Origin of the sequence: Chromobacterium haemolyticum, assembly GCF_009936155.1 — a bacterium.
In the GTDB taxonomy this organism is placed as follows: Bacteria; Pseudomonadota; Gammaproteobacteria; order Burkholderiales; family Chromobacteriaceae; genus Chromobacterium; species Chromobacterium haemolyticum.
The window spans coordinates 4,773,881-4,798,640 of record NZ_AP019312.1 but is presented as its reverse complement, the minus strand read 5'-3'; the positions used below and the strand labels follow the sequence as shown (position 1 = coordinate 4,798,640).

The following is a 24,760-nucleotide window of genomic DNA, read 5'->3' as shown; positions in this document are numbered from 1 at the left end:
GTGACGTTTTAATCACAGATTTCAACATGCAGATTTGACTTTATGTCGTCGTTGCCGGTAGGCTGAATCAAACTAGCTGCGGGAGCACATGATGCAATTGGACATTGAACGCTTGATTGCGGATTTCGGCGGGCCGGGACAGTTGGCCGAAGATCTGAATCGCTTGTTCGCCGATGAGCCGGTGACTCGGGCGGCGATATACAAATGGAGAGAACGCGGCAGCCTGCCATTGGCCCAGCTCAACAAGCTGGCGGTGATGGCGGCCAGCCAGGGTAAACGCTTCGATTTCAACGATTATCTGATCGGCGTCGGGACAGGCGCGGAAATTGCAATGCAGGGACCAGGGAGAAACAGCCAGATGGGCAATCGTCTGTATATATTCGACACCACCTTGCGCGACGGCGAGCAATCGCCGGGCGCATCGATGACCAAGGAAGAAAAAATCCGGATTGCCCGCCAGCTGGAACGTCTGGGCGTGGACATCATCGAAGCGGGTTTCGCCGCCGCCAGCCCGGGCGACGCCGACGCCATTCACGCCATTGCGGAGGTGATCAAGGATTCCACTGTCTGTAGCCTGGCCCGCGCCAACGAGCGCGACGTCCGCGCCGCGGGCGAAGCGATCAAGCCGGCGGCGCGCGGCCGCATCCACACTTTCATTGCCACCAGCCCCATCCATATGGAGAAGAAGCTGCGCATGAGTCCGGACGAAGTGGTGGCGGCGGCGGTGGCGGCGGTGAAGATCGCCCGCGAATACACCGACGACGTGGAATTTTCCGCCGAAGACGCGCTGCGCTCGGACATCAATTTCCTGGCGCGCATCTTCGGCGAAGTGATCAAGGCCGGCGCCACCACGTTGAACGTGCCGGACACCGTCGGCTATGCGGTGCCCTTCATCACCGAAGCCTTCTTCCGCGAACTGATCGCTAAAACGCCGGGCGGCGACACGGTGATCTGGTCCGCCCATTGCCATAACGATCTGGGCATGGCGGTGGCCAATAGCCTGGCCGCTGTGCTGGGCGGCGCGCGCCAGGTGGAATGCACCATCAATGGCCTGGGCGAGCGCGCCGGCAATGCCAGCCTGGAAGAGGTGGTGATGGCGGTGCGCACACGCAAGGATATCTTCGCGCTGGAAACCGGCATCGACGCCACCCAGATCGTGCCAGCATCCAAGCTGGTGTCCACGGTGACCGGCTACCCTGTACAGCCCAACAAGGCCATTGTCGGCGCCAACGCCTTCGCCCACGAGTCCGGCATCCATCAGGACGGCGTGCTCAAACATCGCGAAACTTACGAGATCATGTCCGCCGAATCGGTGGGCTGGAGCACCAACCGCCTGACTCTGGGCAAGTTGTCCGGCCGCAACGCCTTCAAGACCAAGTTGATCGAACTGGGCATTGTGCTGGATAGCGAGGAAGCGCTGAACGCCGCCTTCGCGCGTTTTAAAGAGCTGGCGGACCGCAAGCGCGAGATTTTCGACGAAGACCTGCACGCGCTGGTGTCGGATGAATTCAGCACCGGCCGCGAAGAGGATTACAAGCTGGTGTCCTTGAAAATCGCCACCGAAACCGGCGAAGCGCCGGTGGCCTCCATCGTGTTTCTGGCCCACGGCGAAGAGCGTCGCGCCCAGTCCAGCGGTTCCGGCCCGGTGGATGCCGCCTTCAAGGCGATTGAAAGCGTGGCCGCCAGCGGCGCGGAGTTGGAGCTGTACTCGGTGAACGCCATCACCAAGGGCACTGAATCCCAGGGCGAGGTGACGGTACGCCTGGCGCGCGACGGCCGCATCGTCAGCGGCCAGGGCGCGGATACCGACATTATCGTGTCTTCGGCCAAGGCCTACCTGTCCGCGTTGAACAAATTGATGAACCAGGAGCAAAAGCTGAACGCGCAAGCGCTGGTATGAGGTTTTCCGGCCGAGGCGGTCAGCGCGACGCGTCGTCGACAAGGTTTTCCATCCCGTCCTTGTCGGCGCGCAGTCAGCGCTAGACCGCCCGGCCCAGGGAGTTCACTTTATCGAGTGTGAAGTCCATCAGGCCCACAAGGCCGCCCCATTTGGCCCCGGCTCACAAGGCCGCGCGGCGGACTGCCGACCCATGAGGTCGGCGTCGTTGCGCGGCGGAGCCGGGGTTTTTTGCGTTTTACGAGTGGACGGGCCGGCGCTAGACTGCCAGCTCTCTACTATCCACTATGGAAAGCGCCCATGTCCGCAGCCTACTTCATTACCGGCACCGACACCGAAATCGGCAAGACCCACGTAGCCGTGCAATTGATCCGTCAATGGCAGGCTGAAGGCAAGCGCGTGTTGGCGATGAAGCCGGTGGCCTCCGGCTGCGAACTGCTGGCCGACGGCAGCTGGTGGAATGATGATGTGGCGAGGCTGACCACGGCCACCGGGCAGTCTGATCTGGATCTGATGAATCCCTATCGATTCTTGCCGCCGGTGTCGCCGCATATCGCCGCGAGCGAGGCCGGCGTGGAGATCCGGCTGGACGTGATCGTCGACCATTACCAGCAATTGGCCGCCTGCGCCGACGTGGTGGTGGTGGAGGCGGCGGGGGGCTGGCTGGCCCCGCTGTCGGACCGACTGTTCATGGCCGATATGGCCAAAGCCCTTCAATTGCCGGTGATTCTGGTGGTGGGGATGCGGCTGGGCTGCATCAACCACGCTCTGCTGACCGCGCGCGCGGTACTGGACGCCGGCCTGCCGCTAGCCGGCTGGGTAGCCAATCGAGTGGTGCCGCAACAACAGGCTTACGAGCAGAACCTGGAAACCCTGCAAAGGCACATGCCGGCGCCGTTATTGCTGGAAGTGCCCTATCTGGCGGGCGAATCCAACTGAGCCGCCGCGCTCGGAGCGGGGCGGATCGGGGCTTGCATACGTAATATTTTATTGCGTTGCCGCAAGACATTTTCTTGTTTTCCTTGACCTTTTTTTCTAGCATGCCATTAACCGGTCATGAAAATAGACCGGACCAGTCAGCACCACTTCATGTCAGTTGAGGATTTCTAGGGGGGCTCCATGTCCTGTATGCGCGTCCTTTGCTGTTGGCTGCCGATATCCTGCGCGTCAGCGGCCGAGTTGAATCTGCAAGCCCCCGTCACTCCCATTGCCCGCCAGCAATACGATCTGCACACCATGCTGCTGGTGATCACCTGCGTTATTTTCGCGCTGGTGTTTCTGGTGATGATGTACGCCATCGTTCGCCATCGCAAAGCCGCCGGCCACCAGGCCAAGCACTTCCATGAAAACACCACGGTGGAAATCATCTGGACGGTGATCCCGCTGCTGATCCTGATCGGTATGGCCTGGCCGGCGACCAAGGCGGTGCTATCGCAGAAGAGCACGCGCGGCGAGGACATGACGGTCAAGGTTACCGGCTATCAATGGAAGTGGCGCTACGACTACCTGGAAGATAACTTTGGCTTCATGAGCCATTTGTCCACGCCGCGCGAGGCCATCGCCAACACGGCGGCCAAACCCGTCAACTACTTGCTGGAAGTGGACGAGCCGCTGGTGGTGCCTACTGGAAAGAAAGTGCGGCTGCTATTGACCGCCAACGACGTGATCCACTCCTGGTGGGTGCCGCAATTGGGCGTCAAGCAGGATGCGATTCCCGGTTTTCTGCGCGATAGCTGGTTCCGCATAGACAAGCCCGGCACGTATCGCGGTCAGTGCTCCGAGTTGTGCGGCAAGGACCACGGCTACATGCCCATCGTGGTGGAGGCCAAGACGCCGGATGACTACGCCAAGTGGCTTGAAGCCAAGAAAAAGCAGATGGCGGCGGCGGCGGACGATCCCAACAAAGTGTGGTCGCTGGCCGATTTGAAAGCCCGCGGCGAAAAAGTCTATGCCCAAAACTGCGTCGCCTGTCACCAGGCCAACGGCAAGGGCTTGCCTGGCGCTTTCCCGGCGCTGGACGGTTCCAGGATAGCCACCGCCGACAAGCCGGCGCACATCCACATCGTCTTGTTCGGCAGCCAGAAAAACCCGGCGATGCAAGCCTGGGGCAAGCAGCTGTCCGATACCGACATAGCCGCGGTGATCACCTATGAGCGGAACGCCTGGGGCAATCACACCGGCGAATTGGTGCAGCCCAAAGAGATCAAGGCGGCCCGCGGCGCCACCGGCTGAGCCCGGGACCGGCGGCGAACCCACGCAAGGAGAGCGATATGGCAATTGTCGATGACGCCGGCCATGCCGGGCACGCGCCGGAGCATCATGAGCGCCCGAGTGGGATCATGCGCTGGCTGGCCGCCACCAACCACAAGGACATCGGCTCGATGTATCTGTGGTTCTCCTTCATTATGTTTCTGTCCGGCGGAGTGATGGCGCTGTGCATCCGCGCAGAGCTGTTTCAGCCCGGTCTGCAGTTTTTCCAGCCTGAGCTGTTCAATCAGTTCACAACCTTGCACGGCCTGATCATGGTGTTCGGCGCCATCATGCCGGCCTTCACCGGCCTGGCCAACTGGATGCTGCCGCTGATGATAGGGGCGCCGGACATGGCCTTCGCCCGGATGAACAACTGGAGCTTCTGGCTGCTGCCGCCGGCGGCGCTGCTGCTTTTGCTCTCGTTTATTGTGCCCGGCGGGGCGGCGGCGGCCGGCTGGACGCTGTACGCGCCCTTGTCCACCCAGATGGGCATGGGCATGGATATGACCATTTTCGCCATCCACATCATGGGCGTCAGCTCCATCATGGGCTCGATCAACATCATCGTGACCATTCTCAACCTGCGCGCGCCGGGCATGACCATGATGAGGATGCCCATGTTCGCCTGGGCTTCGCTGATCACCGCCTACCTGATCATCGCGGTAATGCCGGTGCTGGCGGGCGTGGTCACCATGGTGTTGACCGATCGCCACTTCGGCACTCATTTCTTCAACGCCGCCGGTGGCGGCGACCCCATTCTCTATCAGCACGTGTTCTGGTTCTTCGGCCACCCCGAGGTCTACATCATGGCGTTGCCGGCTTTCGGCATCGTCAGCCAGGTGATCCCCACTTTCGCCCGCAAGCCCTTGTTCGGCTACGCCTCCATGGTCTACGCCACTTCCAGCATCGGCGTCCTGTCCTTCATGGTCTGGGCGCACCATATGTTCGCCACCGGCATGCCGGCCACCGCCCAACTGTTCTTCATGTACGCGACCATGCTGATCGCGGTGCCCACCGGGGTCAAAGTCTTCAACTGGGTGGCCACCATGTGGGAGGGAAGCATGAGCTTCGAAACGCCCATGCTGTTCGCCATCGGCTTCATTCTGCTGTTCACCATCGGCGGTTTGTCCGGCGTCACCCTCAGCGTGGCGGCGGTGGATATCCAACTGCACGCCAGCTACTACGTGGTCGCTCATTTCCATTACGTGCTGGTGGCCGGGGCGCTGTTCAGCCTGTTCTCCGCCATCTATTACTGGTTCCCCAAGATGACGGGCAAGATGTACCACGAGGGCCTGGGCAAGCTGCACTTCTGGTGGTCCTTGCTGTGGTTCAACGTCACCTTCTTTCCCATGCATTTCCTCGGCCTCGCCGGCATGCCGCGGCGGATTCCCGACTACGCGTTGCAATTCACCGAATTCAACCAGTTGGCCAGCATCGGCGCCCTCATGTTCGGCCTGGGGCAGTTGATTTTTCTCTACAACATCCTGCATTCGCTGCGCCGCGGCCGGCCCGCGCCGCCGCATCCGTGGGAAGGCGCCAACACGCTGGAGTGGGCGATTCCGACCCCGGCTCCCTACCACAGCTTTGTCGAGGCGCCGCAGCTGGAAGTGATCGAGAACGGCGTGGTGGTGTCCAGCACCGGCGGCAAGCATCACTGAGAACGATGCCATGGAAGCCGCCGCCAAGCAGGGACGCAGCAATCGCCAACTGATGAAGAAGCTGGCGGTGGTGGCCTTGCTGATGTTCGTTTTCGCCTGGGGGTTGATCCCGCTGTACAAGGTCGTGTGCGAAGTCACGGGTCTTAACGATGTGGTCAAGGCGGACAGCCTGGATGATGCGGCGAGCGGCGGCGCGTCGGCCCACGAGGTGGAGATGACTTTCGACGCCACGGTCCAGGCCGGCCTGCCGTGGCAGGTGCGGCCGCTGCAAACCCGGCTCAAGGTGAAGCCCGGCCAGTTTGTGCAGGTGGAGTACGAAATCACCAACGCCAGCGGCCAGCGGGTGGTGGGGCAGGCGATTCCGCGTTATCTGCCCGCCGCCGCCGGCGAGTACGTCAAGAAGCTGGAGTGCTTCTGTTTCCGTCAGCAGGCTTTCGCGCCGGGGGAAACCAGACGCTTTCCAGTGGTGTTCGTTGTCGACAAGCGTTTGCCGGCCTCAATAGACAGCATCACGCTGGCCTATACCGTGTTTGACGTGCCGGGCAATACGGGAGTGGGCTCATGAGAGCGTGGCAAGGAGTGCAGGCGGTGTTGTCCGCCTTTTTCGGCGTGCGCCGCAAAGCGGACGCGCGCGAGGACAGCAAGCTGTCGCCGTTGCAGTTGATACTGACCGCGCTGTTTCTGGCGGCCACGTTTATTGGAGTGTTGCTATTGGTGGTGCGGCTGGCCACGTCCTAATCAGGTTGCAGGGAGCATGCAATGACGACAGCGAACGAACGGGAACAGACGCATTACTTCGTGCCGCAGCCATCGCGCTGGCCGGCGGTGGGCGCGGTGGCGCTGTTCTGCTTGGGACTGGGCGCGGCCTTTGCCGTCAACGGCCAGCCCTTGGGCAAACTGTCGCTGGGCGTGGGCGCGCTGATCCTGATTTATATGTTGTTCGGCTGGTTCGGCGACGTGATTCGAGAAAGCCGGCACGGCGATTACCAGGGCAAGGAGGACATGTCCTTCCGCTGGGGCATGGGTTGGTTCATCTTCTCCGAGGTGATGTTCTTCGGCGCCTTCTTCGGCGCCTTGTACTGGGTGCGGGTGGTGTCGGTGCCTACCTTGGGCGAGATGGACTACAAGATCTTGTACCCGGATTTCGAACCGTCCTGGCCCTTGCTCACCGGGCCGGGCATTACCAAGCCCTACCAGGCGATGGGCGCCTGGGGACTGCCGGCGCTGAATACCTTGATCCTGCTCAGCTCCGGCGCGATGGTGACCTGGGCGCATTGGGCGTTGCTGCAAGGCCGGCGCGCCCAATTGAAGCTGGGCCTGCTGTTGACCGTGCTGCTGGGGACCTTGTTCCTGTGTCTGCAGATGTATGAATACGGCCACGCGATGAGCGAGTTGAACCTGAGCCTGGCTTCTGGCGCTTACGGCATGACCTTCTTCATGCTGACCGGTTTTCACGGCATGCACGTCCTGCTGGGCACTATTATTTTGGCGGTGGTGTGGCTGAGGGTGATGCGCGGACATTTCGATGGCCAGCACCACTTCGCCTTCGAAGCGGCGGCCTGGTACTGGCACTTCGTCGACGTAGTGTGGTTGCTGCTGTTCGTCTTCGTCTACTGGTTGTGAGCCGCGCGGCCAGACCAAAGGTCAGGGACCGCGTGGGGACGTGGACGGGCGGCTCGGCTAAGCTTGATGTGGGCGCCACCAGCCGAACAGCGCGCCCAGTAGCAGCAGCAGAAACAGGCCGATGGACAGGCCGATGCGCAAAGTGAGGGAGCGAACCAGACGTTGAGAGCCTTGATCGGACTTCAGCAGGCCGGTCAGGCCCCAGAACAGGGCAAGCACGATGCAGGCGAGCAAGAACAGAATGACAAGTTTCATTGCGGAATCCCCCGGTCGATTGGGCCGTCGATCTTCAGCTTTGAAGTCTAGCGGCAAACGGCTGGTTTGGCTGTGTTTATTGGCTATGGCGGTGTTGCCTTTCTTTCTGGCGGCCTGGCAGTGGCAGCGCGCGCAGGAAAAGGCCGAGCTGCTGCGTTCGTTGACCAGCGCCATCGGCGTGCCGCCGGTCAGCCTGGTTTACCGCGAGGCCCGTCCGCAGCCGGAGTTCAGCCGGGTGGCCTTGCCGGGCGCGCATCCCGCCGGGCCTGTTTTGCAACTGGAAAACAGCTACCTGGGCGAGGTCAAGGGCCGGCGCGTGCTGCAGCCCTGGCGGCTGGAGGACGGCGCGATGGCCCTGGTGGACCTGGGCTGGCTGGCCGACGGCGTGGCGGCGCCCGCCATCGACCCGAAAACGCTGAGCTTGCGCGGGCACTGGATGCCCTTGCCGCGCCACTTCGTGCTGCCCGGCGCGGTGGCCGGCGTCGAGGGCCGTGTCGACGCCATCGACATGGCCGCGCTGCGCCTGCGCTACCCCGGCCATTGGCATCAGGGCGTGGTGGTGCTGGAGCATTCGCCGGACCCGCTGCGGCATTGGCCGGTGCTGCCGGAATTCATGCCGGAACGCCATTACGCCTATGCGGCGCAATGGTTGTTGCTGGGACTGCTGCTGCTGTTGTCCTTGCATTCCTTGAGGAGGCGCTCCCATGAGCCGCGTCGATGAGCCGTCCCCGCAGGCGCCGTCCCCCGAGCCGTCGCGCCGCCGCGGCCGGCTCAAACTGCTGCTGATGGCGGCCATCTGTCTGGCGCCGGTGCTCGCCTCGTGGGCGACTTACCGGCTGATGCCGCCGCAGGGCGGCAAGAGCTACGGTCAACTGCTGCCGACGCGGCCGTTCGCGCTGATCGGCGCGCAAGGATGGCCGCGCGGCAAATGGGTGCTGGCCGCCAGGATAGAGCCGGGCTGCCAGACGCGCTGTCAGCAGCGCTTTTTCGCGATGCGCCAGATTCAGCGGGCCCAGGGGGAGGCCGCCGGCCGTCTGACCCGGCTGGGCTGGCAAGAGGAGGCCGCGCATGAGGAGGTGGACGCCACTCACATCGTGCAGTCCGCGCAGACCGGCGTTGACGACGGCGGCTACTACCTGGTGGACCCGCTGGGCAACCAGGTGCTGTTTTATCCCGACGCCGCTGACCCCAAGAAGGTGATCCAGGAAATAGGCCGCGTGCTGAAAACCAATAACGGCATCGGTTGAGTCCATTTAGCCGCTGGCCGCCACGGCCCGCGGCTTTCTCAGTTTGTTGGCCGCTCGACAAGGGGAGCGCAGCATGAGGCGACTGATCTGGCTGGCATTCATCCTGGCATGCGTGGTCGTGCCTTTCGGCGCCTATGTGCGCTTGTCCGACGCCGGGCTCGGCTGTCCGGATTGGCCGGGTTGTTACGGCCAGATATCCCCGCACCACGCGGCGGAGAGCATCCAGCGGCAACATGTCCAGAGCCCGAATGGGCCGGTCAGTCTGGGTAAAGCCTGGAAGGAAATGAGCCACCGCTATCTGGCCGGCGCGCTTGGCGCGTTGATTGTCGCCGTCGCCTGGCAAGCCTGGCGTGCGCGGCGGCATCGCCGCGCGGCCGGCGCGTTGCTGGCGGTGGTGGCGGCCCAAGGCTTGTTGGGCATGTGGACGGTGACCCTGCTGCTCAAACCGGCCATCGTCACCCTGCATTTACTTGGCGGCATGTCGGTGCTGCTGCTGTTGGCCTGGCTGGCGCTGTCCCCGCGGCTGCGGCCGGTGGAGGCGCCGGCAGCGCTGAACTGGTTGGCGCGCGGCTTGGTCCTGGCTGTGGTGCTGCAAGTGGCGCTGGGCGGCTGGGTATCCACCAACTACGCCGCTCTGGCCTGTCAGGGCTTCCCCGCCTGCAATGGCGAGTGGTGGCCGCAGATGCGCTTCGAGCACGCCTTCCATCTGTTCAGAGAACTGGGCGAGGCGCCGGACGGCAGCCCGCTGGCGGTGGGCAATCTGGTGGCGGTGCATTGGCTGCACCGGCTGGGGGCCGCGCTGGTGATCGTCTTGTGCCTGGCGACGGCGCGCGCCGGCTGGCGACAGCCGGCGCTGCGCGGCCATCTGGCCTGTCTGCTGGCCTTGCTGGGTTGCCAGCTCGCCTTGGGCGTCGCCAACGTGTTGCTGGCGCTGCCTTTGCCGGCGGCGGTGTCTCACAACGCCGGCGCCGCCGGCCTGCTGCTGGCGTCCAGCTTGCTGGCGTTGCGCTTGCGCCCGGCGCGAGCCGTTCAAAAGCAGGCGGTCGGGCCGTTGCCCAGTCTTTCGAAAAATCATCGCGAATGGGTTTGAGCGCCGCATCCTGAGGGGGAAAAACATGAACGCAGCGGAGCTTCAGCAGGCGCGCCAACACGCGGTCGCCTTGATGCAACTGGCCAAGCCCCGGGTGGTGGGGCTGATCGTGTTCTGCGCGGTGATCGGCATGTTCCTGGCGGGGCCGGGCTGGCCGGACCCGGCGCGCTTATTGCCGGCCACCGCCGGCATCGCGCTGGTGGCCGGCGCGGCGGCGATGATCAACTGTCTGGTGGAGCGCACGGTGGACGCCAATATGCGCCGCACCGCCTGGCGCGCCACCGCGCGCGGCGAGGCCGGCGCGGCCGAGACCCTGATCATCGCGCTGACCGCCGGCGGCATCGGCATGGCCTTGCTGGCCGGCCTGGTCAACGCGCTGACCGCCTGGCTGACGCTGGCCACCTTCGTTGGCTACGCCATCGTCTACACCTTGCTGCTCAAGCCCAACACGCCGCAGAACATCGTGATCGGCGGCGCCAGCGGCGCGATGCCGCCGGTGCTGGGCTGGGCGGCGATGACCGGCGAGGTGCACGCCTTCGCGCTGGTGCTGTTCCTGATCATCTACGCCTGGACGCCGCCGCATTTCTGGGCGCTGGCGTTGTACCGCCGCGACGATTACGCCCGCGCCGGGCTGCCCATGCTGCCGGTCACCCACGGCCAGCGTTTCACCACCTTGTCCATCTTGCTGTACTCGCTGCTGTTGTCGGCCATTACCCTGCTGCCGGTGGCGATGGGAGCGGCCGGCTGGCTCTATCTGCTGGCGGCGCTGGCGCTGGACGCTCGGCTGCTCTTCCTTGCCGTGCGCCTGCATCGCCAGTATGCTGACGCTCTGGCCCGCCGCGCCTTTGCCTGGTCGATCTGGTATCTGACCTGGCTGTTCGCGGCCCTGCTGATAGACCACTACTGGCTGATACCCGTTTCCTGATGCGCAAATTGATAAAACTCGCCGGCTGGCTGTTGCTGCCGCTGTGGCTGGCCGCGTGCTCGCCGAATGAACCCAAGCTGGATTTGAAAGGCACCGACGTCGCCGGCGCGTCGATAGGCGGCGATTTCACGCTGACCGACCATCAAGGCCAGCGCCGCAGCCTGTCCCAATACCAGGGCAAGGTGGTGGCGCTGTTCTTCGGCTACACCCATTGTCCGGACGTTTGCCCGACCACCATGCTGGAATACGCGGCCGCGGTGAAGCAGCTGGGCGACAAGGCCGACCAGGTGCAGGTGCTGTTCGTCAGCATCGATCCCGAGCGCGACACGCCGCAGGTGCTGGCCGGCTACGTGCCGCACTTCAACCGCGGCTTCATCGGCCTGACCGGCACCGCCGGCGAGGTCGAACAGATCAAGAACCAGTACAAGATCGTCGCCCAGCGCGTGAGCCAGCCGGGCGGCGGCTATAGCGTGGACCACAGCGCCGGCTCCTATCTGTTGGATAAACAGGGCCGTTTGCGGGTGTTTGAAGCCTATGGGACGCCGTCGGCGAGCTTGGCTCATGATATTGGACAGTTGTTACGCTAAACTTGGCGTATCGGAAACTGACGCAGACATGAAAGTCGGATCAAAGTGAGCAACGACCATAACGCTGGCGCAACATCCGGCTCGCAGCCATCGTTGGATCTCGCCAAATACACGCTGTCCACATCGGTGGAGATCGCCCATCACCTGGCCGGCATCGCCAAGAACGGCCACATGGTGACGGTGTTTTCCAACAAGGGTAAAACCTTCATCCTGACCCGCTTCTTGGAAGTGGATCACAAGGCGGGCACGCTGGTGTTCGACTGGGGCGCGGACCCGGAGACCAATGAGCATTTACTGGCCAGTGAGCGCAATGTCTTTGTCTGCTCGCCGGAGGGCGTCAAGACCCAATTTGTCACCGGCCAAGTGCGGCGCGTCGAGTGGGAGGGCCAGCCGGCCTTCCAGGCGGATCTGCCCGGGCAGGTGATCAAGCTGCAGCGCCGCGAGTTCTTCCGCATCCAGACCCCGGTGGCCAGCCCAGTGATGTGCCATGTGGCCGATTATCCGCACAAGCCCGTCGACCTGGCCTTGTTCGACGTCAGCCTGGGCGGCGTCAGCATGTGGCTGCCGCAGCCGGGAACGCCCGGCTTCGACATCGGCCAGCAATACCAGCGCTGCACGCTGGATTTGAAACCGCTGGGCGCGCTGCATATCGGGTTGGAAGTCCGCCACCGGCTGGCCGCTAAATTGCGCAATGGCAACGAAGCCGTACGCATAGGCTGTTCCTATCTGGGGCTGACGCCGGCGATGGAGACGTTGATCCAGCGCTACGTCGGCCTACTGGAGCGCGAACGCCGCGCTCTGGTGGGCTGAGCCCGCGTCGCTCCGCCTTAACTTCGATTTCGTTATCCTTGCCGCAATACATCATGAAGCTGACTATTGCCCTGTCCAAAGGGCGCATCTTTGAAGAAACTCTGCCTTTGCTGGCCGCCGCCGGCATTTTGCCGGCGGAGGACCCTGAAGCCTCGCGCAAACTGATTATCGGCACTAACCATCCGGGGGTGCGGCTGGTGATCGTGCGCGCGTCCGACGTCCCGACCTACGTCCAGTACGGCGCGGCCGATCTGGGCATCGCCGGCCGTGACGTGCTGATCGAGCACGGCGGCGCCGGCCTGTATCAGCCGCTGGATTTGAATATCGCCAAGTGCAATATGATGGTGGCGGTGCAAAACGGGTTCGATTACGAGGCCGCGGTGCGTCGCGGCGCGAGGCTGAAGATCGCCACCAAGTATCCGCAGATCGCGCGCGAGCACTTCGCCCGCAAAGGCGTGCACGTGGACATCATCAAGCTCTACGGCTCGATGGAGCTGGCGCCGCTGGTCGGCTTGGCCGACGCCATCGTCGACCTGGTCTCCACCGGTGGGACATTGCGCGCCAACAATCTGATCGCGGTCGAGCACATCGTCGACATCAGTTCGCGGCTGGTGGTCAACCAGGCCGCGCTCAAGCTTAAACACGACGTGATCCAGCCGGTGCTGGACGCATTCGCCGGCGCCGTGCCGGCCTGAGGTCCGCTCCATGCTGAAACTGTCTTCTTCCCAAGCCGATTTCACCGACCGCTTGCAAGCGCTGCTGGCTTTTGAAACCGCGCAAGACCCGGCCGTCGACGCCGCCGTCGCCGCCATCTGCGACGACGTCAAAGCGCGCGGCGACGCCGCGGTGATCGAGTACACCAACCGCTTCGATCGCATGCGCGCCGCCTCCATGGCCGATCTGACGCTGTCGCGAGAGCAACTGGAGGCCGCCTTCCAGCGGCTGAGCGATCCAGTGCGCCATGCGCTCAGCACCGCCGCGGAGCGGGTGCGCCGCTATCATGAGAAGCAGCTGGCGCATTCCTGGAGCTATCAGGACGAGGACGGCACCCTGTTGGGGCAGCAAGTGACGCCGCTGGACCGCGTCGGCATCTACGTGCCGGGCGGCAAGGCCGCCTATCCCAGCTCGGTGCTGATGAACGCGCTGCCGGCCAAGGTGGCCGGCGTGGGCGAAATCATCATGGTGGTGCCGACGCCGGACGGCGAGCGCAACGATCTGGTGTTGGCGGCAGCCTATATCGCCGGCGTCGACAAGGTGTTCACCTGTGGCGGCGCGCAGGCGGTGGCCGCGCTAGCCTACGGCACGGAAACCGTGCCTCAGGTCGACAAGATCACCGGCCCGGGCAATGCTTACGTCGCCGCGGCCAAGCGCCGGGTATTCGGCGTGGTGGGCATCGACATGGTGGCCGGCCCGTCCGAGATTCTGGTGATCTGCGATGGCGACACCCCGCCGGACTGGGTGGCGATGGACTTGTTCAGCCAGGCCGAGCACGATGAAATCGCCCAGGCCATCTTGCTGTGCCCGTCGGCGGAATACATTGCCCAGGTCGAGGCCAGCGTCGCCAGGTTGCTGCCGCAGATGTCGCGCCGCGCAATCATCGAGGCCAGCCTGAGCAACCGCGGCGCGCTGATTCAGGTCAGCGACTTGGCGCAAGCCTGCGAGATCGCCAACTACATCGCGCCCGAGCATCTGGAGCTGTCGGTGGCCAATCCGGACGAGTTGTTGCCTCGGATTCGCCACGCCGGCGCCATCTTCATGGGTCGTTTCACTTCGGAAAGCCTGGGTGATTATTGCGCCGGCCCTAATCACGTGCTGCCCACCAGCCGCACTGCGCGTTTCGCCAGTCCGCTGGGGGTGTACGATTTCCAGAAGCGCAGCAGCCTGATCCGGGTGTCCCAGGCCGGCGCTCGGGCGCTGGGCCAGGTTGCCAGCCTGTTGGCTCACGGCGAGGGCCTGAGCGCGCACGCGCGAGCCGCGGAACTGCGTTTGGACGCAAACGCTTAGAGCAAAACGCCGCGTCATCGCTTAATCTGGATAGGTAACCGGAGAAGGCGATGGCTGGGCTGCTACGCATCATGGCCGGACTCTGTCTGGCCTTTTTCTTGTCCGCGGCGGCTTGGGCTCAGCCGCGGGTGCTGGTGGTGGAGAGCTATCACAGCGACTACCCCTGGGATCAGGATTACCGCCGCGCGCTGCAGGAGCGCTTGGGCAAGCGCGCGCAATTGAGCTACTACGCGATGGACACCAAGCGCCTGCCGCCGGCCCAGCACCAGGCGCGCGCCGACGAGGCGCTGGCCATGGCGGCTAAAATAAAGCCGGACCTTGTCATCGTCGGCGACGACGCCGCGTTGCAGAGAGTGGGCAGCAAGCTGGCTCAGCAAGGCGTGCCGGTGATCTATCTAGGCATCAACAACAACCCGCGCAATTACTTCCCGGGCGCGGCGACGGGCGTCAGCGGCGTGCTGGAGCGGCCCTTGATCCTGCGCAGCGTCTTCGAATTGGGCAAAACCGTCAAAGGCTTGCGCAACGCCCTGGTGCTGTTCGACGACGATCTGACCTCGCGCATCATCCGCGATGAGACCTTCGTCGGCCGCGACACCATGTTGTTGGCCAATATCCATGTCGACCTGGTCTTGACCGGCTCCTACGCCGAGTGGCAGCGGCGAGTGCTGAGCGCAGCCGGCCGCTACCAGGCGATCTGGGTGGGTCTCTACTTCACCCTGCGCGACGCCGGAGGCAAGGTAGTGCCCGGCGATGAAGCGCTGCGTTGGACCGCCGCCCACGCCAAGCTGCCGCTGTTTGCGTTTTGGGACTTCGCCGTGGGCAAGGACAAGGCTGCGGGCGGCTTGGTGCTGTCCGGCTACGAGCAGGGCCGAGAGGCGGCCAAGTTGGCCGAACAGGTGCTGTTCCAAGGCCAATCGGTGGCCAGTTTGTTCCCGGTGACGCCGTCGGAAGGCCGTTATGTTTTCAGCCGCGAAGGGATGGCGCGCGACCGCGTCGAGCTGCCGGCGCGGCTGCGGGAACGGGCCAACTGGGTCGAGTAGCTGAAAGCGAATGAACACGCTACTATAGCTTTTCGCCGTTTCCGATAACACGGCTCCGTCCGCGGGGCTTTTGTTGGCCGCGAGGCCGATTGCGAAGTCATGAAAAAGTCCGTCCGACAACTGGTGCGCGATGAGATCGCCGCCATCAGCGCCTACCCGGTAGCCTCCGCCGACGGCTACATCAAACTGGACGCCATGGAGAATCCGTGGCCGCTGCCGGTCGAGCTGCGTCAAGAACTGGCGCGGACGCTGGCCGACGTCGCCGTCAACCGTTATCCGGACCCGTCCGGCGGCACCCTGAAAGCCCAGCTGAAGCAGGCGTTTTCGATACCCGAGCCGGCCGATGTGTTGCTGGGCAACGGCTCAGACGAACTGATCACCCTGGTGGCGCAGACGTTGGCCCGTCCCGGCGCCAAGTTGCTGGCGCTGGAGCCCTCGTTCGTGATGTACAAGATGAACGCGCTGTTCTCCGGCCTCGACTACATAGGCGTGCCGCTGCGTTCCGATTTCAGCCTGGATCTGCCGGCGACGCTGGCGGCCATCGCCGAGCACCAGCCGGCGGTGGTATTCGTGTCCTACCCCAATAATCCGACCGGCCCGCGCTTTGCCCGCGCCGAGGTGGAGGCGATCTGCGAGGCCGCGCCCGGCCTGGTGGTGGTGGACGAAGCCTACCAGGCTTTCGCCAGCGACAGCTTCATGAACCTGGCCGGCCTGCGCGATAATCTGATCGTGATGCGCACGCTGTCCAAGCTGGGCCTGGCCGGCATCCGGCTGGGCTACGCCGCCGGCCCCGCCGCCTGGATCCGCGAGCTGGACAAGGTGCGCCCTCCGTACAACATCAATGTGCTGACCCAGGCCGCCGCACGCTTCTCGCTGCGCTATCTAGAGGTGTTCAACCGTCAGGCCGCGGAGCTGTGCGAGGAACGCGGCCGGCTGGCGGCGGGGCTAGCGCGCTACGCCGCCGTAGAAGCCTTCCCGTCTGAAGCCAATTTCATCACCATCCGGGTGCCGGACGCGCCGGCCTTGTACCAGCATTTCAAGGCCAGCGGCATCCTGATCAAACAACTGCACGGCAGCCATCCGCTGCTGGAGCGATGCCTGCGTCTGACCGTGGGCACGCCGCAGGAAAACGACGCCATGCTGGCGGCCCTGGACGCTTACTTCGCCTAAGTCATGAGAACCGCAACCGTTACCCGCAATACCCTGGAAACCCAGATTACCGTCAGCCTGAACCTGGACGGCGTCGGGGCCGGCCGCTTTGAAACCGGCGTGCCCTTTCTCGACCACATGATGGACCAGATCGCTCGCCACGGCTTGATCGATCTGGAGGTGGCCGCCCACGGCGACCTGCACATTGACGCCCATCACACGGTGGAAGACATCGGCATCACTCTGGGCCAGGCTTTTGCCAAGGCGATCGGGGATAAGAAGGGCATCCGCCGCTATGGCCACGCCTACGTGCCCTTGGACGAGGCGCTGAGCCGAGTGGTGATCGATCTGTCCGGCCGACCGGGCTTGGTGTACAACGTCGAATACACCCGCGCGAGCATCGGCCAGTTCGACGTCGATCTGTTTTCCGAATTCTTTCATGGCTTCGTCAATCACAGCATGGTCACGCTGCACATAGACAATCTGCGCGGCGTCAACAGCCATCATCAAGCCGAAACCATCTTCAAGGCCTTCGGCCGCGCTCTGCGCATGGCCTGTGAGGCGGACGAGCGCATGGCCGGGCAGACGCCGTCCACCAAGGGCACGTTGACCGCATAAGTCGGCTGTGCCGTTTTTTTCAGGGCTCCGGCCGCATTTGGCCGGAGCGCCGCCACACCCCGAAGCGAGCTTGTAGGATGGCGATTAAAGTTGCAGTAGTGGATTACGGCATGGGCAATCTGCATTCGGTGCTCAAGTCGGCGCAGGCGGTCAACGACATCGGCGCGGATATCTTTCTCACCAGCGAGCCGGAGACCGTGCTCAGGGCGGACAAAGTGATCTTTCCCGGGCAGGGCGCGATGCCGGACTGCATGCGGGAACTGAATCAACACGGTTTGGCCGATGCGATAAGGGAAAGCACCAAGAGCAAGCCGTTTTTTGGCATCTGCGTCGGCGCCCAGCTATTGTTCGAGGAAAGCGAGGAGGGGCCGACCCAAGGCCTGGGCCTGTTTCCCGGCAAGGTGGCGCGCTTTGCCCCCGGGCTGCGCGACGCCGAGGGCGAGCGTTTGAAAGTGCCGCACATGGGGTGGAACCAGGTGTTCCAGAAAACAGTCCACCCCTTGTTCGCCGGCATCGCCGACGGCGAGCGTTTCTATTTTGTGCATAGTTACCACTTTGCGCCGGCCGATGCGGGCCTGACGCTGGCGGAAAGTGAATATCCCGAGCGGTTTTCCTGTATTGTCGGTCGTGGGAACATCTTCGCAAGCCAGTTCCACACCGAAAAGAGCCACCGGGCCGGTCTTCAGATGATGAAGAACTTCCTGGCCTGGGATGGCAGTGTTTAACTCACGTTTGATTTAGCACCATGCTGCTCATACCCGCGATAGACCTGAAAGACGGTCAATGCGTACGCCTGAAACAGGGCGTGATGGACGATGCCACCGTTTTCTCCGACGACCCTGTGCAAGTCGCCGCCCATTGGCGCGATCAGGGCGCTCGCCGCCTGCATCTGGTCGACCTCAACGGTGCCTTCGCCGGCAAGCCCAAGAATCTGGCGGTGATCCGCGACATCTTGGGCGAGGTCGGCGATGAATTGCCGGTGCAGTTGGGCGGAGGCATCCGCGACCTGGACACCATAGAGAAGTATCTGGACATGGGCTTGTCCTACGTGATCATAGGGACAGCCGCGGTCAAGACCCCCGGCTTCCTGCATGATGCCTGCGATGCCTTCCCGGGCCAGGTCATCGTCGGCCTGGACGCCAAGGACGGCATGGTGGCGGTAGACGGCTGGGCCAAGATCACCAACCACAAGGTGGTTGATCTGGCCAAGCGCTTCCAGGATTACGGCGTCAATTCGGTGATCTACACCGACATCGGCCGCGACGGCATGATGAACGGCGTCAATATCGACGCCACCGTCAAGCTGGCGCAGGCGTTGACCATCCCGGTAATCGCTTCCGGCGGTCTGAGCAATCTCGACGACATCCGCGCGCTGTGCGCGGTGGAGGACGAGGGCATCGAAGGCGCGATCACCGGTCGCGCCATCTACGAAGGCGGCATTGATTTCGCTGCCGCGCAGACGCTGGCCGACGAATTGTCGGACTGAGAGGCTGCTCAAAGTCGCGCGAGCAAGAGCGAGACCAGGCGTTTTCAACGCCATGCCGCTGAAGCGCAGCAGACTATGAGCAGGTTCTGAGAGCCTGTTTCTCGACTCATCAAGCCTTGCCGGCCCGTACTCACTGTCCGGGCCGGTTGGCTGTTTGCCGGACCCCATATGCTTGCCAAACGCATCATCCCCTGTCTGGACGTGACCGCCGGCCGCGTCGTCAAAGGCGTCAACTTCTTGGGCCTGCGCGACGCCGGCGACCCGGTGGAAATCGCCCGTCGCTACAACGAACAGGGCGCGGACGAGTTGACCTTTCTGGACATCACCGCCAGCTCGGACCAGCGCGACATCATCCTGCACGTGATTGAATCGGTGGCGGAGCAGGTGTTCATCCCCTTGACCGTGGGCGGCGGGGTGCGGGAGGTGGCGGACATCCGCCGCCTGCTCAGCGCCGGCGCGGACAAGGTCAGCATCAACACCGCGGCGGTGACCCGCCCGCAGTTGGTCAGCGAGGCGGCCGACCGTTTCGGCAGCCAGTGCGTGGTGGTGGCGGTGGATGCCAAGGCGGTGACGCCGGAGAACGACCGCTGGGAGGTGTTCACCCATGGCGGCCGCACGCGCACCGGCATTGACGCGGTGGCGTGGGCGCGTCAGATGCAGCAACTAGGGGCGGGAGAAATCCTGCTGACCAGCATGGACCGCGACGGCACCAAGATAGGCTTTAATCTGGAGCTGACGCGCGCGGTGTCGGAGGCGGTGGATATCCCGGTGATCGCCTCCGGCGGCGTGGGGACGCTGCAACACTTGGTGGACGGGGTCAAGCTGGGCAAGGCCGACGCGGTGCTGGCCGCCAGTATTTTCCATTTTGGCGAGCACACGGTGGCGGAGGCCAAGCAGGCGATGCGGGACGCCGGCATTGAGGTGCGGCTGTGAGAGTCGGCTCCATGCCCGCCGCGCGCGGCAACTGAATGCTTCCGCATTGTTTGCGCCAATGGCCTGTCTCGCGCTTGGACGCAGGGCTTTAGAACACAAACCCACTTGCCGGCGTCTTAATTTGAAGCGAAGCGGACGCCGCGCTGAATCATTTTCCGCGCCGCCACTCATAGCCAAGGCGCGCGGCGCAAAGGTGAGCCATGAATTGGTTGGATGAAGTCAAATGGGACGACAAGGGCCTGGTGGCCGCCATTGCTCAGGACGCCGCCAGCGGCCGGGTGCTGATGGTGGCATGGATGAACCGCGACAGCCTGGCCTTGACCGCGGAAACCGGCGTTGCTCATTACTGGAGCCGCTCGCGCGGCAAGCTGTGGAAGAAGGGTGAGGACTCCGGCCATCTGCAAACCGTCAAGGAGCTGAGGCTGGATTGCGACGGCGACGTGGTGGTGATGCAGATCGAGCAGGCAGGCGGCATTGCCTGCCACACTGGCCGTGAAAGCTGTTTCTACCGACGTTTCGACTCAGCGCGGCAGGATTGGGTCGTTGTCGACGCGGTGTTGAAGGACCCGGATGCGATCTATCGCAAGGATTGACTTGCGCGCGGTCAACGCCGCGCGGCGGCCGGCCGTTAGAATGGCAGCCGGCAAGCCGATTGTTATCGTTTTGCCATCGGAACGACATATACTTGCCGGGGTTGCGGCGTAAAGGAATAGCGACATGAGCCAGGATGTGCTGAAAACCATCGCGGACACGCTGGAAGCGCGGCGCGAAGCCAGTTCCCAGTCTTCCTATGTGGCGTCCCTGTTTCACAAGGGCGAGGACGCCATTTTGAAGAAAGTGGCGGAGGAGGCGGCGGAGACGCTGATGGCCTCCAAGGACAAGGACAAGCTGCACTTGGTGCGCGAGGTGGCCGATCTGTGGTTCCACAGCATGGTGTTGCTGACCTATCATGGCCTGCGGCCTGAGGACGTGCTGATGGAGTTGAAGCGGCGCGAGGGTATTTCCGGCCTGGATGAAAAGGCTTCCCGCGCCCCCACCCCTTAAGATTTAGCGAGAGCCGACACAATGACAGATTGCATCTTCTGCAAAATCGTGGCCGGGCAGATTCCGGCCAATAAAATCTACGAAGACGACGATGTACTGGCCTTCCACGACATTCGTCCGATCGCTCCCGTGCATTTCATGCTGATTCCCAAGCAACACGTGGACTCGCTGGCCCATTGCGGTCCCGAGCACGAGGCGGTGCTGGGCAAGATGCTGACGCTGGCGCCCAAATTGGCGCGCGAACAGGGTCTGGAGGCTGGTTTCAAGACCGGCATCAACACCGGCCGCGGCGGCGGGCAGGAAGTGTTTCACCTGCACGTGCATGTATTCGGTCACAAAAACTGATTGGCCTATCCGGCCAGGGCGGACGGCCGGGCGGCCTCCGCGCATTCATTCGATTTGATAAGGAAGTAAATCATGGGTTCTTTCAGCATCTGGCACTGGCTGGTGGTATTGCTGATCGTGGTGCTGGTGTTCGGCACCAAGAAACTGCGCAATATCGGCGAGGATCTGGGCGGCGCCGTTAAAGGCTTCAAGGAAGGCATGAACGGCGAGAACGACAAGGCCGCCAAGGATAAGCCGGCCGAAACCGGCCGTATCATCGACGGCGACGCCGACAAGAAATAAGGCGCGGTTCAAGCGTGTTTGAAATCAGCTTTGGCGAAATCCTGTTGATAGGCGTGGTGGCCCTGGTGGTGCTGGGGCCGGAGCGCTTGCCCACGGTGGCGCGCACTTTGGGCGCGTTGGTGGGCCGCGCCCAGCGCTTTGTGGCCACGGTGAAGGCCGATATCCAGCAGCAGGCCAACTTGACCGGTCTGAACGAATTGCGGCAGGACATCGAGGACGCCGCGCAGTCGTTCAAAGGCCAGCTCGACTCCGAGGTGCGCGGCGTGCGCGAGGCGATGGAGCAGAACGGCGCCGAACTGCGCGCGCTGGCGGACGAGGCGCGCGCGCCGGTGGAAGAGGCGGCCAATGTCATCCACGGCGGCCTGCAGCCGGATCTGCTGGAGCCTCTTCCGATCGAGCTAGCGGCGCAGGCCGAGACGGCGCCGGTCAAGGACGAGAACCAACTGGATCTGTTCGACGACTTGCCGCCGTCGCCGCCCCAGCCGGTGGAGCCGCCATCGCTACGCTGAGGCCGGCCGCACCCGGCCAGGCGGGGCTGGTTCCCGCTTCGGCCGTTCCTGAATCCATTGGAAATCCCGCGCATGAATGAACAACCCTTGCTCGCGCATCTGCTTGAGTTGCGCACCCGTCTGGTGCGGGCGCTGCTCGGCATCGCGTTGGTGTTTCTCGGCCTGTTCCATTGGTCCGGGGATATCTACCACCTGTTGGCCAAACCATTGCTGGACGCGCTGCCTGCGGGGGCGAACATGATCGCCACCGATGTCACCGCGCCGTTCTTCGTACCGGTCAAGGTGACCATGCTGGTGGCTTTCCTGATCTCGCTGCCCAATACCCTGTATCAGATCTGGGCCTTTGTCGCCCCCGGGCTCTACCACCATGAGAAACGGTTGGTGCTGCCCTTGGTGGTGGCCAGCCTGCTGCTCTTCCTTATCGGCATGGCTTTCGCCTATTTCCTGGTGTTTCCCGTGGTGTTCGGCTTCATGTCGGCGGTGACGCCGGTCGGGGTCAGCATGATGACCGACATCGATAAATACCTGTCCTTCGTGCTGGGCATGTTCATGGCCTTCGGCGTCACCTTCGAGGTGCCGGTGGTGGTGATCCTGCTGGTGCGCATGGGCGTGGTGTCGGTGGAAAAACTGCGTCAGGGCCGGCCTTATGTCATCGTCGGCGCCTTCGTGGTGGCCGCCGTTGTCACGCCGCCGGACGTGCTGTCGCAAACCCTCTTGGCGGTGCCGCTGTGGTTGCTGTACGAAGCGGGCATTTTGATGGCGGTGTTCCTGGGCCGCAAGAAGGAGCGCCCATTGCTGGAGGATGGTTCATGAATCGAAACGCCTGGTATTACGGCGCGTCGGCGTCGCTGATCGCGCTGATTCTGCTGTGCCTGGCCTGGGAGCTGTGGCTGGCGCCGCTGCGTCCGGGCGGCTCGCTGCTGGCGCTCAAGGCGGCGGTGTTGCTGCTGCCGCTGCGCGGCATCCTGGGTCAGCGCCTTTATACCTATCAATGGGCCAGCATGTTCATCCTGGCTTACTTTACCGAGGGCGTGATGCGCGGTTGGGCCGATCGTGGCCTGTCGCAGCAACTTGCATGGGGCGAAATCTTCTTAAGCGGACTATTCTTCGTCTGTGTATTGGGCTTTGCCAGAACCTTCAAGTTGTCGCGTCAGCCGCAGTAGACTCCGCGCGAAGCGAAAAGGAAGCCGTCAGCTCATGCTGACGGCTTTTTTTGCGCCCTTCGCTCATGCGGTGTGCAGACTGTGAAACTTGCCGGAGTCATGCGGGTAAAACCACAAACGGCTTGGTTTACAATCGCGGCGAAACCGCGGACTTGATCGGCGGAAATCCAAAAAATACAGTTTGGTTGGGGAGTGTATAAATGCGGAATATGACGATTGCGGCCCGGATTACCCTGGGTTTCGCCTTGTTGTTGGTGGCGCTGGCGGTGACCAGCCTGCTGGCTTTCATCGGTCTGGGGAGTATTTCCAGCCGGGTGGAGGATGTCAGCACCCATGAGCTGGCCTTTTACCGCGACGTGGTGGAGTTGCAGCAGCATATGGGCAATCTGCGGCGTTTCGAGAAAGATTATTTCATCAATATGGGAGATGCGGCCAAGCGCGCCGAGTACAGCGAGAAATGGGGCAAAACGCTGGAGGGCGCGCATGCGGCGATCAAGAACGCCGGCACTCACCCGCTGAACGGCGACGCCACACAGCAACTGACGGCGCTGGACGGACTGCTCAACAGCTACGCGGATGGTTTCAAGACAGTGGGGGCCAAGGTGGACAAGCAGGAGCTTGCCGGCACCAGCGACGCCAACAAGGCGTTTGGCCAGTACAAGAGCAGTATCCACCAGATGGAAGAAGTCTCAGCCAAGCTGGCCAAGGGCGGTTCCGACGCGGTGGCGCGGCTGCGCAGCCAGATCGACGCTTCGGCGGACGCGGTGCGCAGCCAGTTGCTGGCCACGGTGGTGATCGGCCTGCTGGCCAGCCTAGTGGTGTCCTGGTACATCATCCGCTCCATCCGCGTGCCCTTGCTGCAGATGCGGGACTCCGCGCAGCAGTTGGCGCAAACCTGCGATCTGAACCTGGAGTTGCCGGATTTTGGCCGTAACGAGCTGGGCAGCGTCGGCGAGTCGCTGGCTTCCTTGGTCGGCACGGTGCGCCGCTTGGTGCAGGAAGCACAGGGCCACGCCACCCAATTGGCCAACGCTTCCGGACAAATGGCCGACGTCAGTTCCCAGGTGTCCGGCGCCGCGGCCAATCAGGCGGAGTCCGCCGCCAGCGGCGCGGCGGCGATCGAGCAGATGTCGGTCAGTATCAATCTGGTGGCGGACAACACCCGCGATGTGGAAGGCCAGGCGCGCCAGACCATGGCGCAGGCGGACCGCGGCAACGGCCTGGCGGAAAAAGCCGCCAGCGAGATCCAGCTGATCGCTAGTGGCATTACGGAAACCTCCACGGTGATGGACCAGTTGAATCAGCGCTCCAGCGATATCGGCGACATTGTGCGGGTGATCCGCGACATCGCGGACCAGACCAATCTATTGGCTTTGAACGCGGCGATTGAAGCCGCGCGAGCCGGCGAGATGGGGCGCGGTTTCGCCGTGGTGGCGGATGAAGTGCGCAAGCTGGCCGAGCGTACCAGCCAGGCCACTACGGAAATATCCACCCATATCGAAGGGGTGCAGACCGATACCCAGCGAGCCTACCAGAGCATGCAGCAGGCGAATGCCCGTATCGAAAGCGGCGTCAGCAGCACCTCCAGCGTGGCCGAGTCGCTGCGTGAAATCCATCAGCTGTCGCAGCATTCGGTGGAACGCATCACCGATATCGCCAACGCAATCAAGGAGCAGAGCCACGCCAGTCAACTGGTGGCGGGCAATGTAGAGCAGATGGCGCAGATGAACGAGAGCACCGCCAAAGCCTCCGGCCAAGCCAGCCAGCTGTCGCAGGAGTTGCAGCAGTTGTCGGTGGACCTAGACTCCAATCTCAGGCGCTTCCGCACCTGAGATTGGGAGGGTA

Annotated in this window: 30 protein-coding genes; 29 read left to right on the top strand and 1 reads right to left on the bottom strand. The window is 63.3% G+C overall.

The annotated features are described in order from the left end of the window. The first annotated feature begins 91 nt into the window (after nucleotides 1-91). The 7 genes from GYH29_RS22155 (at nucleotide 92) to GYH29_RS22125 (ending at nucleotide 7,428) form a co-directional block, all read left to right on the top strand. On the top strand, nucleotides 92-1,900 hold the full coding sequence (locus GYH29_RS22155; protein ID WP_039755701.1) for a 2-isopropylmalate synthase: 1,809 nt from the start codon (nucleotides 92-94) through the stop codon (nucleotides 1,898-1,900). Nucleotides 1,901-2,197: 297 nt separating this feature from the next. Next, nucleotides 2,198-2,836, top strand: a complete 639-nt coding sequence (bioD, locus tag GYH29_RS22150; protein ID WP_043589532.1) for a dethiobiotin synthase — start codon at nucleotides 2,198-2,200, stop codon at nucleotides 2,834-2,836. A gap of 240 nt (nucleotides 2,837-3,076) precedes the next feature. Continuing rightward, nucleotides 3,077-4,129: a cytochrome c oxidase subunit II gene (gene coxB, locus GYH29_RS22145; RefSeq protein WP_232060445.1), complete on the top strand. Its 1,053-nt coding sequence runs from the start codon at nucleotides 3,077-3,079 to the stop codon at nucleotides 4,127-4,129. Between the two features lie 38 nt (nucleotides 4,130-4,167). Next, nucleotides 4,168-5,805 (top strand): cytochrome c oxidase subunit I, encoded by a 1,638-nt coding sequence (gene ctaD, locus GYH29_RS22140; RefSeq protein ID WP_019102810.1) that lies wholly within the window; start codon nucleotides 4,168-4,170, stop codon nucleotides 5,803-5,805. Between the two features lie 10 nt (nucleotides 5,806-5,815). Beyond that, entirely contained in the window at nucleotides 5,816-6,370 is a 555-nt protein-coding gene (locus tag GYH29_RS22135; RefSeq protein WP_019102809.1) for a cytochrome c oxidase assembly protein, read from the top strand. Continuing rightward, nucleotides 6,367-6,543: a DUF2970 domain-containing protein gene (locus GYH29_RS22130; protein ID WP_081554436.1), complete on the top strand. Its 177-nt coding sequence runs from the start codon at nucleotides 6,367-6,369 to the stop codon at nucleotides 6,541-6,543. Before GYH29_RS22135 ends, GYH29_RS22130 begins: the two co-directional genes overlap by 4 nt. 21 nt (nucleotides 6,544-6,564) lie before the next feature. Further along, complete coding sequence (locus GYH29_RS22125) at nucleotides 6,565-7,428, top strand: cytochrome c oxidase subunit 3 (RefSeq protein WP_019102807.1); 864 nt, start codon at nucleotides 6,565-6,567, stop codon at nucleotides 7,426-7,428. A 57-nt stretch (nucleotides 7,429-7,485) separates the two neighbouring features. On the opposite strand, the gene GYH29_RS22120 is transcribed toward GYH29_RS22125, so the two are convergent. Next, nucleotides 7,486-7,683 (bottom strand): DUF2909 family protein, encoded by a 198-nt coding sequence (locus GYH29_RS22120; protein ID WP_019102806.1) that lies wholly within the window; start codon nucleotides 7,681-7,683, stop codon nucleotides 7,486-7,488. Between the two features lie 91 nt (nucleotides 7,684-7,774). Between GYH29_RS22120 and GYH29_RS22115 the strand changes: the two genes are divergently transcribed. The 22 genes from GYH29_RS22115 (at nucleotide 7,775) to GYH29_RS22010 (ending at nucleotide 24,747) form a co-directional block, all read left to right on the top strand. After that, nucleotides 7,775-8,404, top strand: coding sequence for an SURF1 family protein (locus GYH29_RS22115; RefSeq protein ID WP_232060444.1), 630 nt, complete (start codon nucleotides 7,775-7,777; stop codon nucleotides 8,402-8,404). Continuing rightward, nucleotides 8,388-8,930 carry a hypothetical protein gene (locus GYH29_RS22110; protein WP_161524413.1) on the top strand — a complete coding sequence of 181 codons (543 nt, stop codon included), beginning with the start codon at nucleotides 8,388-8,390 and terminating at the stop codon, nucleotides 8,928-8,930. Before GYH29_RS22115 ends, GYH29_RS22110 begins: the two co-directional genes overlap by 17 nt. A 73-nt stretch (nucleotides 8,931-9,003) precedes the next feature. Next, nucleotides 9,004-10,020 carry a COX15/CtaA family protein gene (locus GYH29_RS22105; protein WP_019102803.1) on the top strand — a complete coding sequence of 339 codons (1,017 nt, stop codon included), beginning with the start codon at nucleotides 9,004-9,006 and terminating at the stop codon, nucleotides 10,018-10,020. Nucleotides 10,021-10,045: 25 nt separating this feature from the next. After that, entirely contained in the window at nucleotides 10,046-10,945 is a 900-nt protein-coding gene (locus tag GYH29_RS22100) for a heme o synthase (protein ID WP_019102802.1), read from the top strand. Further along, entirely contained in the window at nucleotides 10,945-11,532 is a 588-nt protein-coding gene (locus tag GYH29_RS22095; RefSeq protein WP_048412980.1) for an SCO family protein, read from the top strand. Before GYH29_RS22100 ends, GYH29_RS22095 begins: the two co-directional genes overlap by 1 nt. Before the next feature lie 93 nt (nucleotides 11,533-11,625). Then, a complete protein-coding gene (locus GYH29_RS22090; protein WP_232060440.1) occupies nucleotides 11,626-12,342 on the top strand; it encodes a flagellar brake protein in 717 nt (238 codons plus the stop codon). A 53-nt stretch (nucleotides 12,343-12,395) separates the two neighbouring features. After that, nucleotides 12,396-13,037, top strand: coding sequence for an ATP phosphoribosyltransferase (gene hisG / locus GYH29_RS22085; RefSeq protein ID WP_043589540.1), 642 nt, complete (start codon nucleotides 12,396-12,398; stop codon nucleotides 13,035-13,037). A 10-nt stretch (nucleotides 13,038-13,047) separates the two neighbouring features. After that, complete coding sequence (gene hisD / locus GYH29_RS22080; RefSeq protein ID WP_019103906.1) at nucleotides 13,048-14,346, top strand: histidinol dehydrogenase; 1,299 nt, start codon at nucleotides 13,048-13,050, stop codon at nucleotides 14,344-14,346. 50 nt (nucleotides 14,347-14,396) lie between these two features. Further along, on the top strand, nucleotides 14,397-15,386 hold the full coding sequence (locus GYH29_RS22075) for an ABC transporter substrate-binding protein (protein WP_019103907.1): 990 nt from the start codon (nucleotides 14,397-14,399) through the stop codon (nucleotides 15,384-15,386). A 99-nt stretch (nucleotides 15,387-15,485) separates the two neighbouring features. Then, nucleotides 15,486-16,556: a histidinol-phosphate transaminase gene (gene hisC / locus GYH29_RS22070; protein ID WP_043589542.1), complete on the top strand. Its 1,071-nt coding sequence runs from the start codon at nucleotides 15,486-15,488 to the stop codon at nucleotides 16,554-16,556. 3 nt (nucleotides 16,557-16,559) lie between these two features. Further along, nucleotides 16,560-17,153: an imidazoleglycerol-phosphate dehydratase HisB gene (gene hisB / locus GYH29_RS22065; protein WP_161524412.1), complete on the top strand. Its 594-nt coding sequence runs from the start codon at nucleotides 16,560-16,562 to the stop codon at nucleotides 17,151-17,153. 83 nt (nucleotides 17,154-17,236) lie between these two features. Continuing rightward, a complete protein-coding gene (gene hisH, locus GYH29_RS22060; protein ID WP_039756392.1) occupies nucleotides 17,237-17,878 on the top strand; it encodes an imidazole glycerol phosphate synthase subunit HisH in 642 nt (213 codons plus the stop codon). Nucleotides 17,879-17,898: 20 nt separating this feature from the next. After that, the gene (gene hisA, locus GYH29_RS22055; RefSeq protein ID WP_019103911.1) at nucleotides 17,899-18,639 is read left to right on the top strand and encodes a 1-(5-phosphoribosyl)-5-[(5-phosphoribosylamino)methylideneamino]imidazole-4-carboxamide isomerase; all 741 of its coding nucleotides are present in this window, start codon (nucleotides 17,899-17,901) and stop codon (nucleotides 18,637-18,639) included. Nucleotides 18,640-18,807: 168 nt separating this feature from the next. After that, nucleotides 18,808-19,572, top strand: a complete 765-nt coding sequence (gene hisF / locus GYH29_RS22050) for an imidazole glycerol phosphate synthase subunit HisF (RefSeq protein WP_019103912.1) — start codon at nucleotides 18,808-18,810, stop codon at nucleotides 19,570-19,572. Between the two features lie 200 nt (nucleotides 19,573-19,772). Further along, nucleotides 19,773-20,165: a phosphoribosyl-AMP cyclohydrolase gene (gene hisI, locus GYH29_RS22045; RefSeq protein ID WP_019103913.1), complete on the top strand. Its 393-nt coding sequence runs from the start codon at nucleotides 19,773-19,775 to the stop codon at nucleotides 20,163-20,165. A 124-nt stretch (nucleotides 20,166-20,289) separates the two neighbouring features. Further along, complete coding sequence (locus GYH29_RS22040) at nucleotides 20,290-20,616, top strand: phosphoribosyl-ATP diphosphatase (RefSeq protein ID WP_043589545.1); 327 nt, start codon at nucleotides 20,290-20,292, stop codon at nucleotides 20,614-20,616. A gap of 21 nt (nucleotides 20,617-20,637) precedes the next feature. Continuing rightward, a complete protein-coding gene (locus GYH29_RS22035; RefSeq protein WP_019100820.1) occupies nucleotides 20,638-20,961 on the top strand; it encodes a histidine triad nucleotide-binding protein in 324 nt (107 codons plus the stop codon). Nucleotides 20,962-21,033: 72 nt separating this feature from the next. Beyond that, nucleotides 21,034-21,243 (top strand): Sec-independent protein translocase subunit TatA, encoded by a 210-nt coding sequence (tatA, locus tag GYH29_RS22030; protein WP_043589548.1) that lies wholly within the window; start codon nucleotides 21,034-21,036, stop codon nucleotides 21,241-21,243. Nucleotides 21,244-21,257: 14 nt separating this feature from the next. After that, entirely contained in the window at nucleotides 21,258-21,752 is a 495-nt protein-coding gene (gene tatB / locus GYH29_RS22025; RefSeq protein ID WP_019100360.1) for a Sec-independent protein translocase protein TatB, read from the top strand. A gap of 72 nt (nucleotides 21,753-21,824) precedes the next feature. Beyond that, a complete protein-coding gene (gene tatC / locus GYH29_RS22020; RefSeq protein WP_043589550.1) occupies nucleotides 21,825-22,565 on the top strand; it encodes a twin-arginine translocase subunit TatC in 741 nt (246 codons plus the stop codon). Next, on the top strand, nucleotides 22,562-22,915 hold the full coding sequence (locus GYH29_RS22015; protein ID WP_019104270.1) for a DUF2069 domain-containing protein: 354 nt from the start codon (nucleotides 22,562-22,564) through the stop codon (nucleotides 22,913-22,915). Before tatC ends, GYH29_RS22015 begins: the two co-directional genes overlap by 4 nt. Before the next feature lie 200 nt (nucleotides 22,916-23,115). After that, nucleotides 23,116-24,747 (top strand): methyl-accepting chemotaxis protein, encoded by a 1,632-nt coding sequence (locus GYH29_RS22010; RefSeq protein WP_043589552.1) that lies wholly within the window; start codon nucleotides 23,116-23,118, stop codon nucleotides 24,745-24,747. Nucleotides 24,748-24,760: the final 13 nt, after the last annotated feature.

Bases quoted from the DNA above. Each gene is read 5' to 3' on its own strand.
- GYH29_RS22155 (WP_039755701.1), top strand. From the start codon at position 92: ATGCAATTGGACATTGAACGCTTGATTGCGGATTTCGGCGGGCCGGGA.
- bioD (WP_043589532.1), top strand. From the start codon at position 2,198: ATGTCCGCAGCCTACTTCATTACCGGCACCGACACCGAAATCGGCAAG.
- ctaD (WP_019102810.1), top strand. From the start codon at position 4,168: ATGGCAATTGTCGATGACGCCGGCCATGCCGGGCACGCGCCGGAGCAT.
- GYH29_RS22135 (WP_019102809.1), top strand. From the start codon at position 5,816: ATGGAAGCCGCCGCCAAGCAGGGACGCAGCAATCGCCAACTGATGAAG.
- GYH29_RS22130 (WP_081554436.1), top strand. From the start codon at position 6,367: ATGAGAGCGTGGCAAGGAGTGCAGGCGGTGTTGTCCGCCTTTTTCGGC.
- GYH29_RS22125 (WP_019102807.1), top strand. From the start codon at position 6,565: ATGACGACAGCGAACGAACGGGAACAGACGCATTACTTCGTGCCGCAG.
- GYH29_RS22120 (WP_019102806.1), bottom strand. From the start codon at position 7,683: ATGAAACTTGTCATTCTGTTCTTGCTCGCCTGCATCGTGCTTGCCCTG.
- GYH29_RS22110 (WP_161524413.1), top strand. From the start codon at position 8,388: ATGAGCCGCGTCGATGAGCCGTCCCCGCAGGCGCCGTCCCCCGAGCCG.
- GYH29_RS22105 (WP_019102803.1), top strand. From the start codon at position 9,004: ATGAGGCGACTGATCTGGCTGGCATTCATCCTGGCATGCGTGGTCGTG.
- GYH29_RS22100 (WP_019102802.1), top strand. From the start codon at position 10,046: ATGAACGCAGCGGAGCTTCAGCAGGCGCGCCAACACGCGGTCGCCTTG.
- GYH29_RS22095 (WP_048412980.1), top strand. From the start codon at position 10,945: ATGCGCAAATTGATAAAACTCGCCGGCTGGCTGTTGCTGCCGCTGTGG.
- hisG (WP_043589540.1), top strand. From the start codon at position 12,396: ATGAAGCTGACTATTGCCCTGTCCAAAGGGCGCATCTTTGAAGAAACT.
- hisD (WP_019103906.1), top strand. From the start codon at position 13,048: ATGCTGAAACTGTCTTCTTCCCAAGCCGATTTCACCGACCGCTTGCAA.
- GYH29_RS22075 (WP_019103907.1), top strand. From the start codon at position 14,397: ATGGCTGGGCTGCTACGCATCATGGCCGGACTCTGTCTGGCCTTTTTC.
- hisC (WP_043589542.1), top strand. From the start codon at position 15,486: ATGAAAAAGTCCGTCCGACAACTGGTGCGCGATGAGATCGCCGCCATC.
- hisB (WP_161524412.1), top strand. From the start codon at position 16,560: ATGAGAACCGCAACCGTTACCCGCAATACCCTGGAAACCCAGATTACC.
- hisA (WP_019103911.1), top strand. From the start codon at position 17,899: ATGCTGCTCATACCCGCGATAGACCTGAAAGACGGTCAATGCGTACGC.
- hisF (WP_019103912.1), top strand. From the start codon at position 18,808: ATGCTTGCCAAACGCATCATCCCCTGTCTGGACGTGACCGCCGGCCGC.
- hisI (WP_019103913.1), top strand. From the start codon at position 19,773: ATGAATTGGTTGGATGAAGTCAAATGGGACGACAAGGGCCTGGTGGCC.
- GYH29_RS22040 (WP_043589545.1), top strand. From the start codon at position 20,290: ATGAGCCAGGATGTGCTGAAAACCATCGCGGACACGCTGGAAGCGCGG.
- GYH29_RS22035 (WP_019100820.1), top strand. From the start codon at position 20,638: ATGACAGATTGCATCTTCTGCAAAATCGTGGCCGGGCAGATTCCGGCC.
- tatA (WP_043589548.1), top strand. From the start codon at position 21,034: ATGGGTTCTTTCAGCATCTGGCACTGGCTGGTGGTATTGCTGATCGTG.
- tatC (WP_043589550.1), top strand. From the start codon at position 21,825: ATGAATGAACAACCCTTGCTCGCGCATCTGCTTGAGTTGCGCACCCGT.
- GYH29_RS22015 (WP_019104270.1), top strand. From the start codon at position 22,562: ATGAATCGAAACGCCTGGTATTACGGCGCGTCGGCGTCGCTGATCGCG.
- GYH29_RS22010 (WP_043589552.1), top strand. From the start codon at position 23,116: ATGCGGAATATGACGATTGCGGCCCGGATTACCCTGGGTTTCGCCTTG.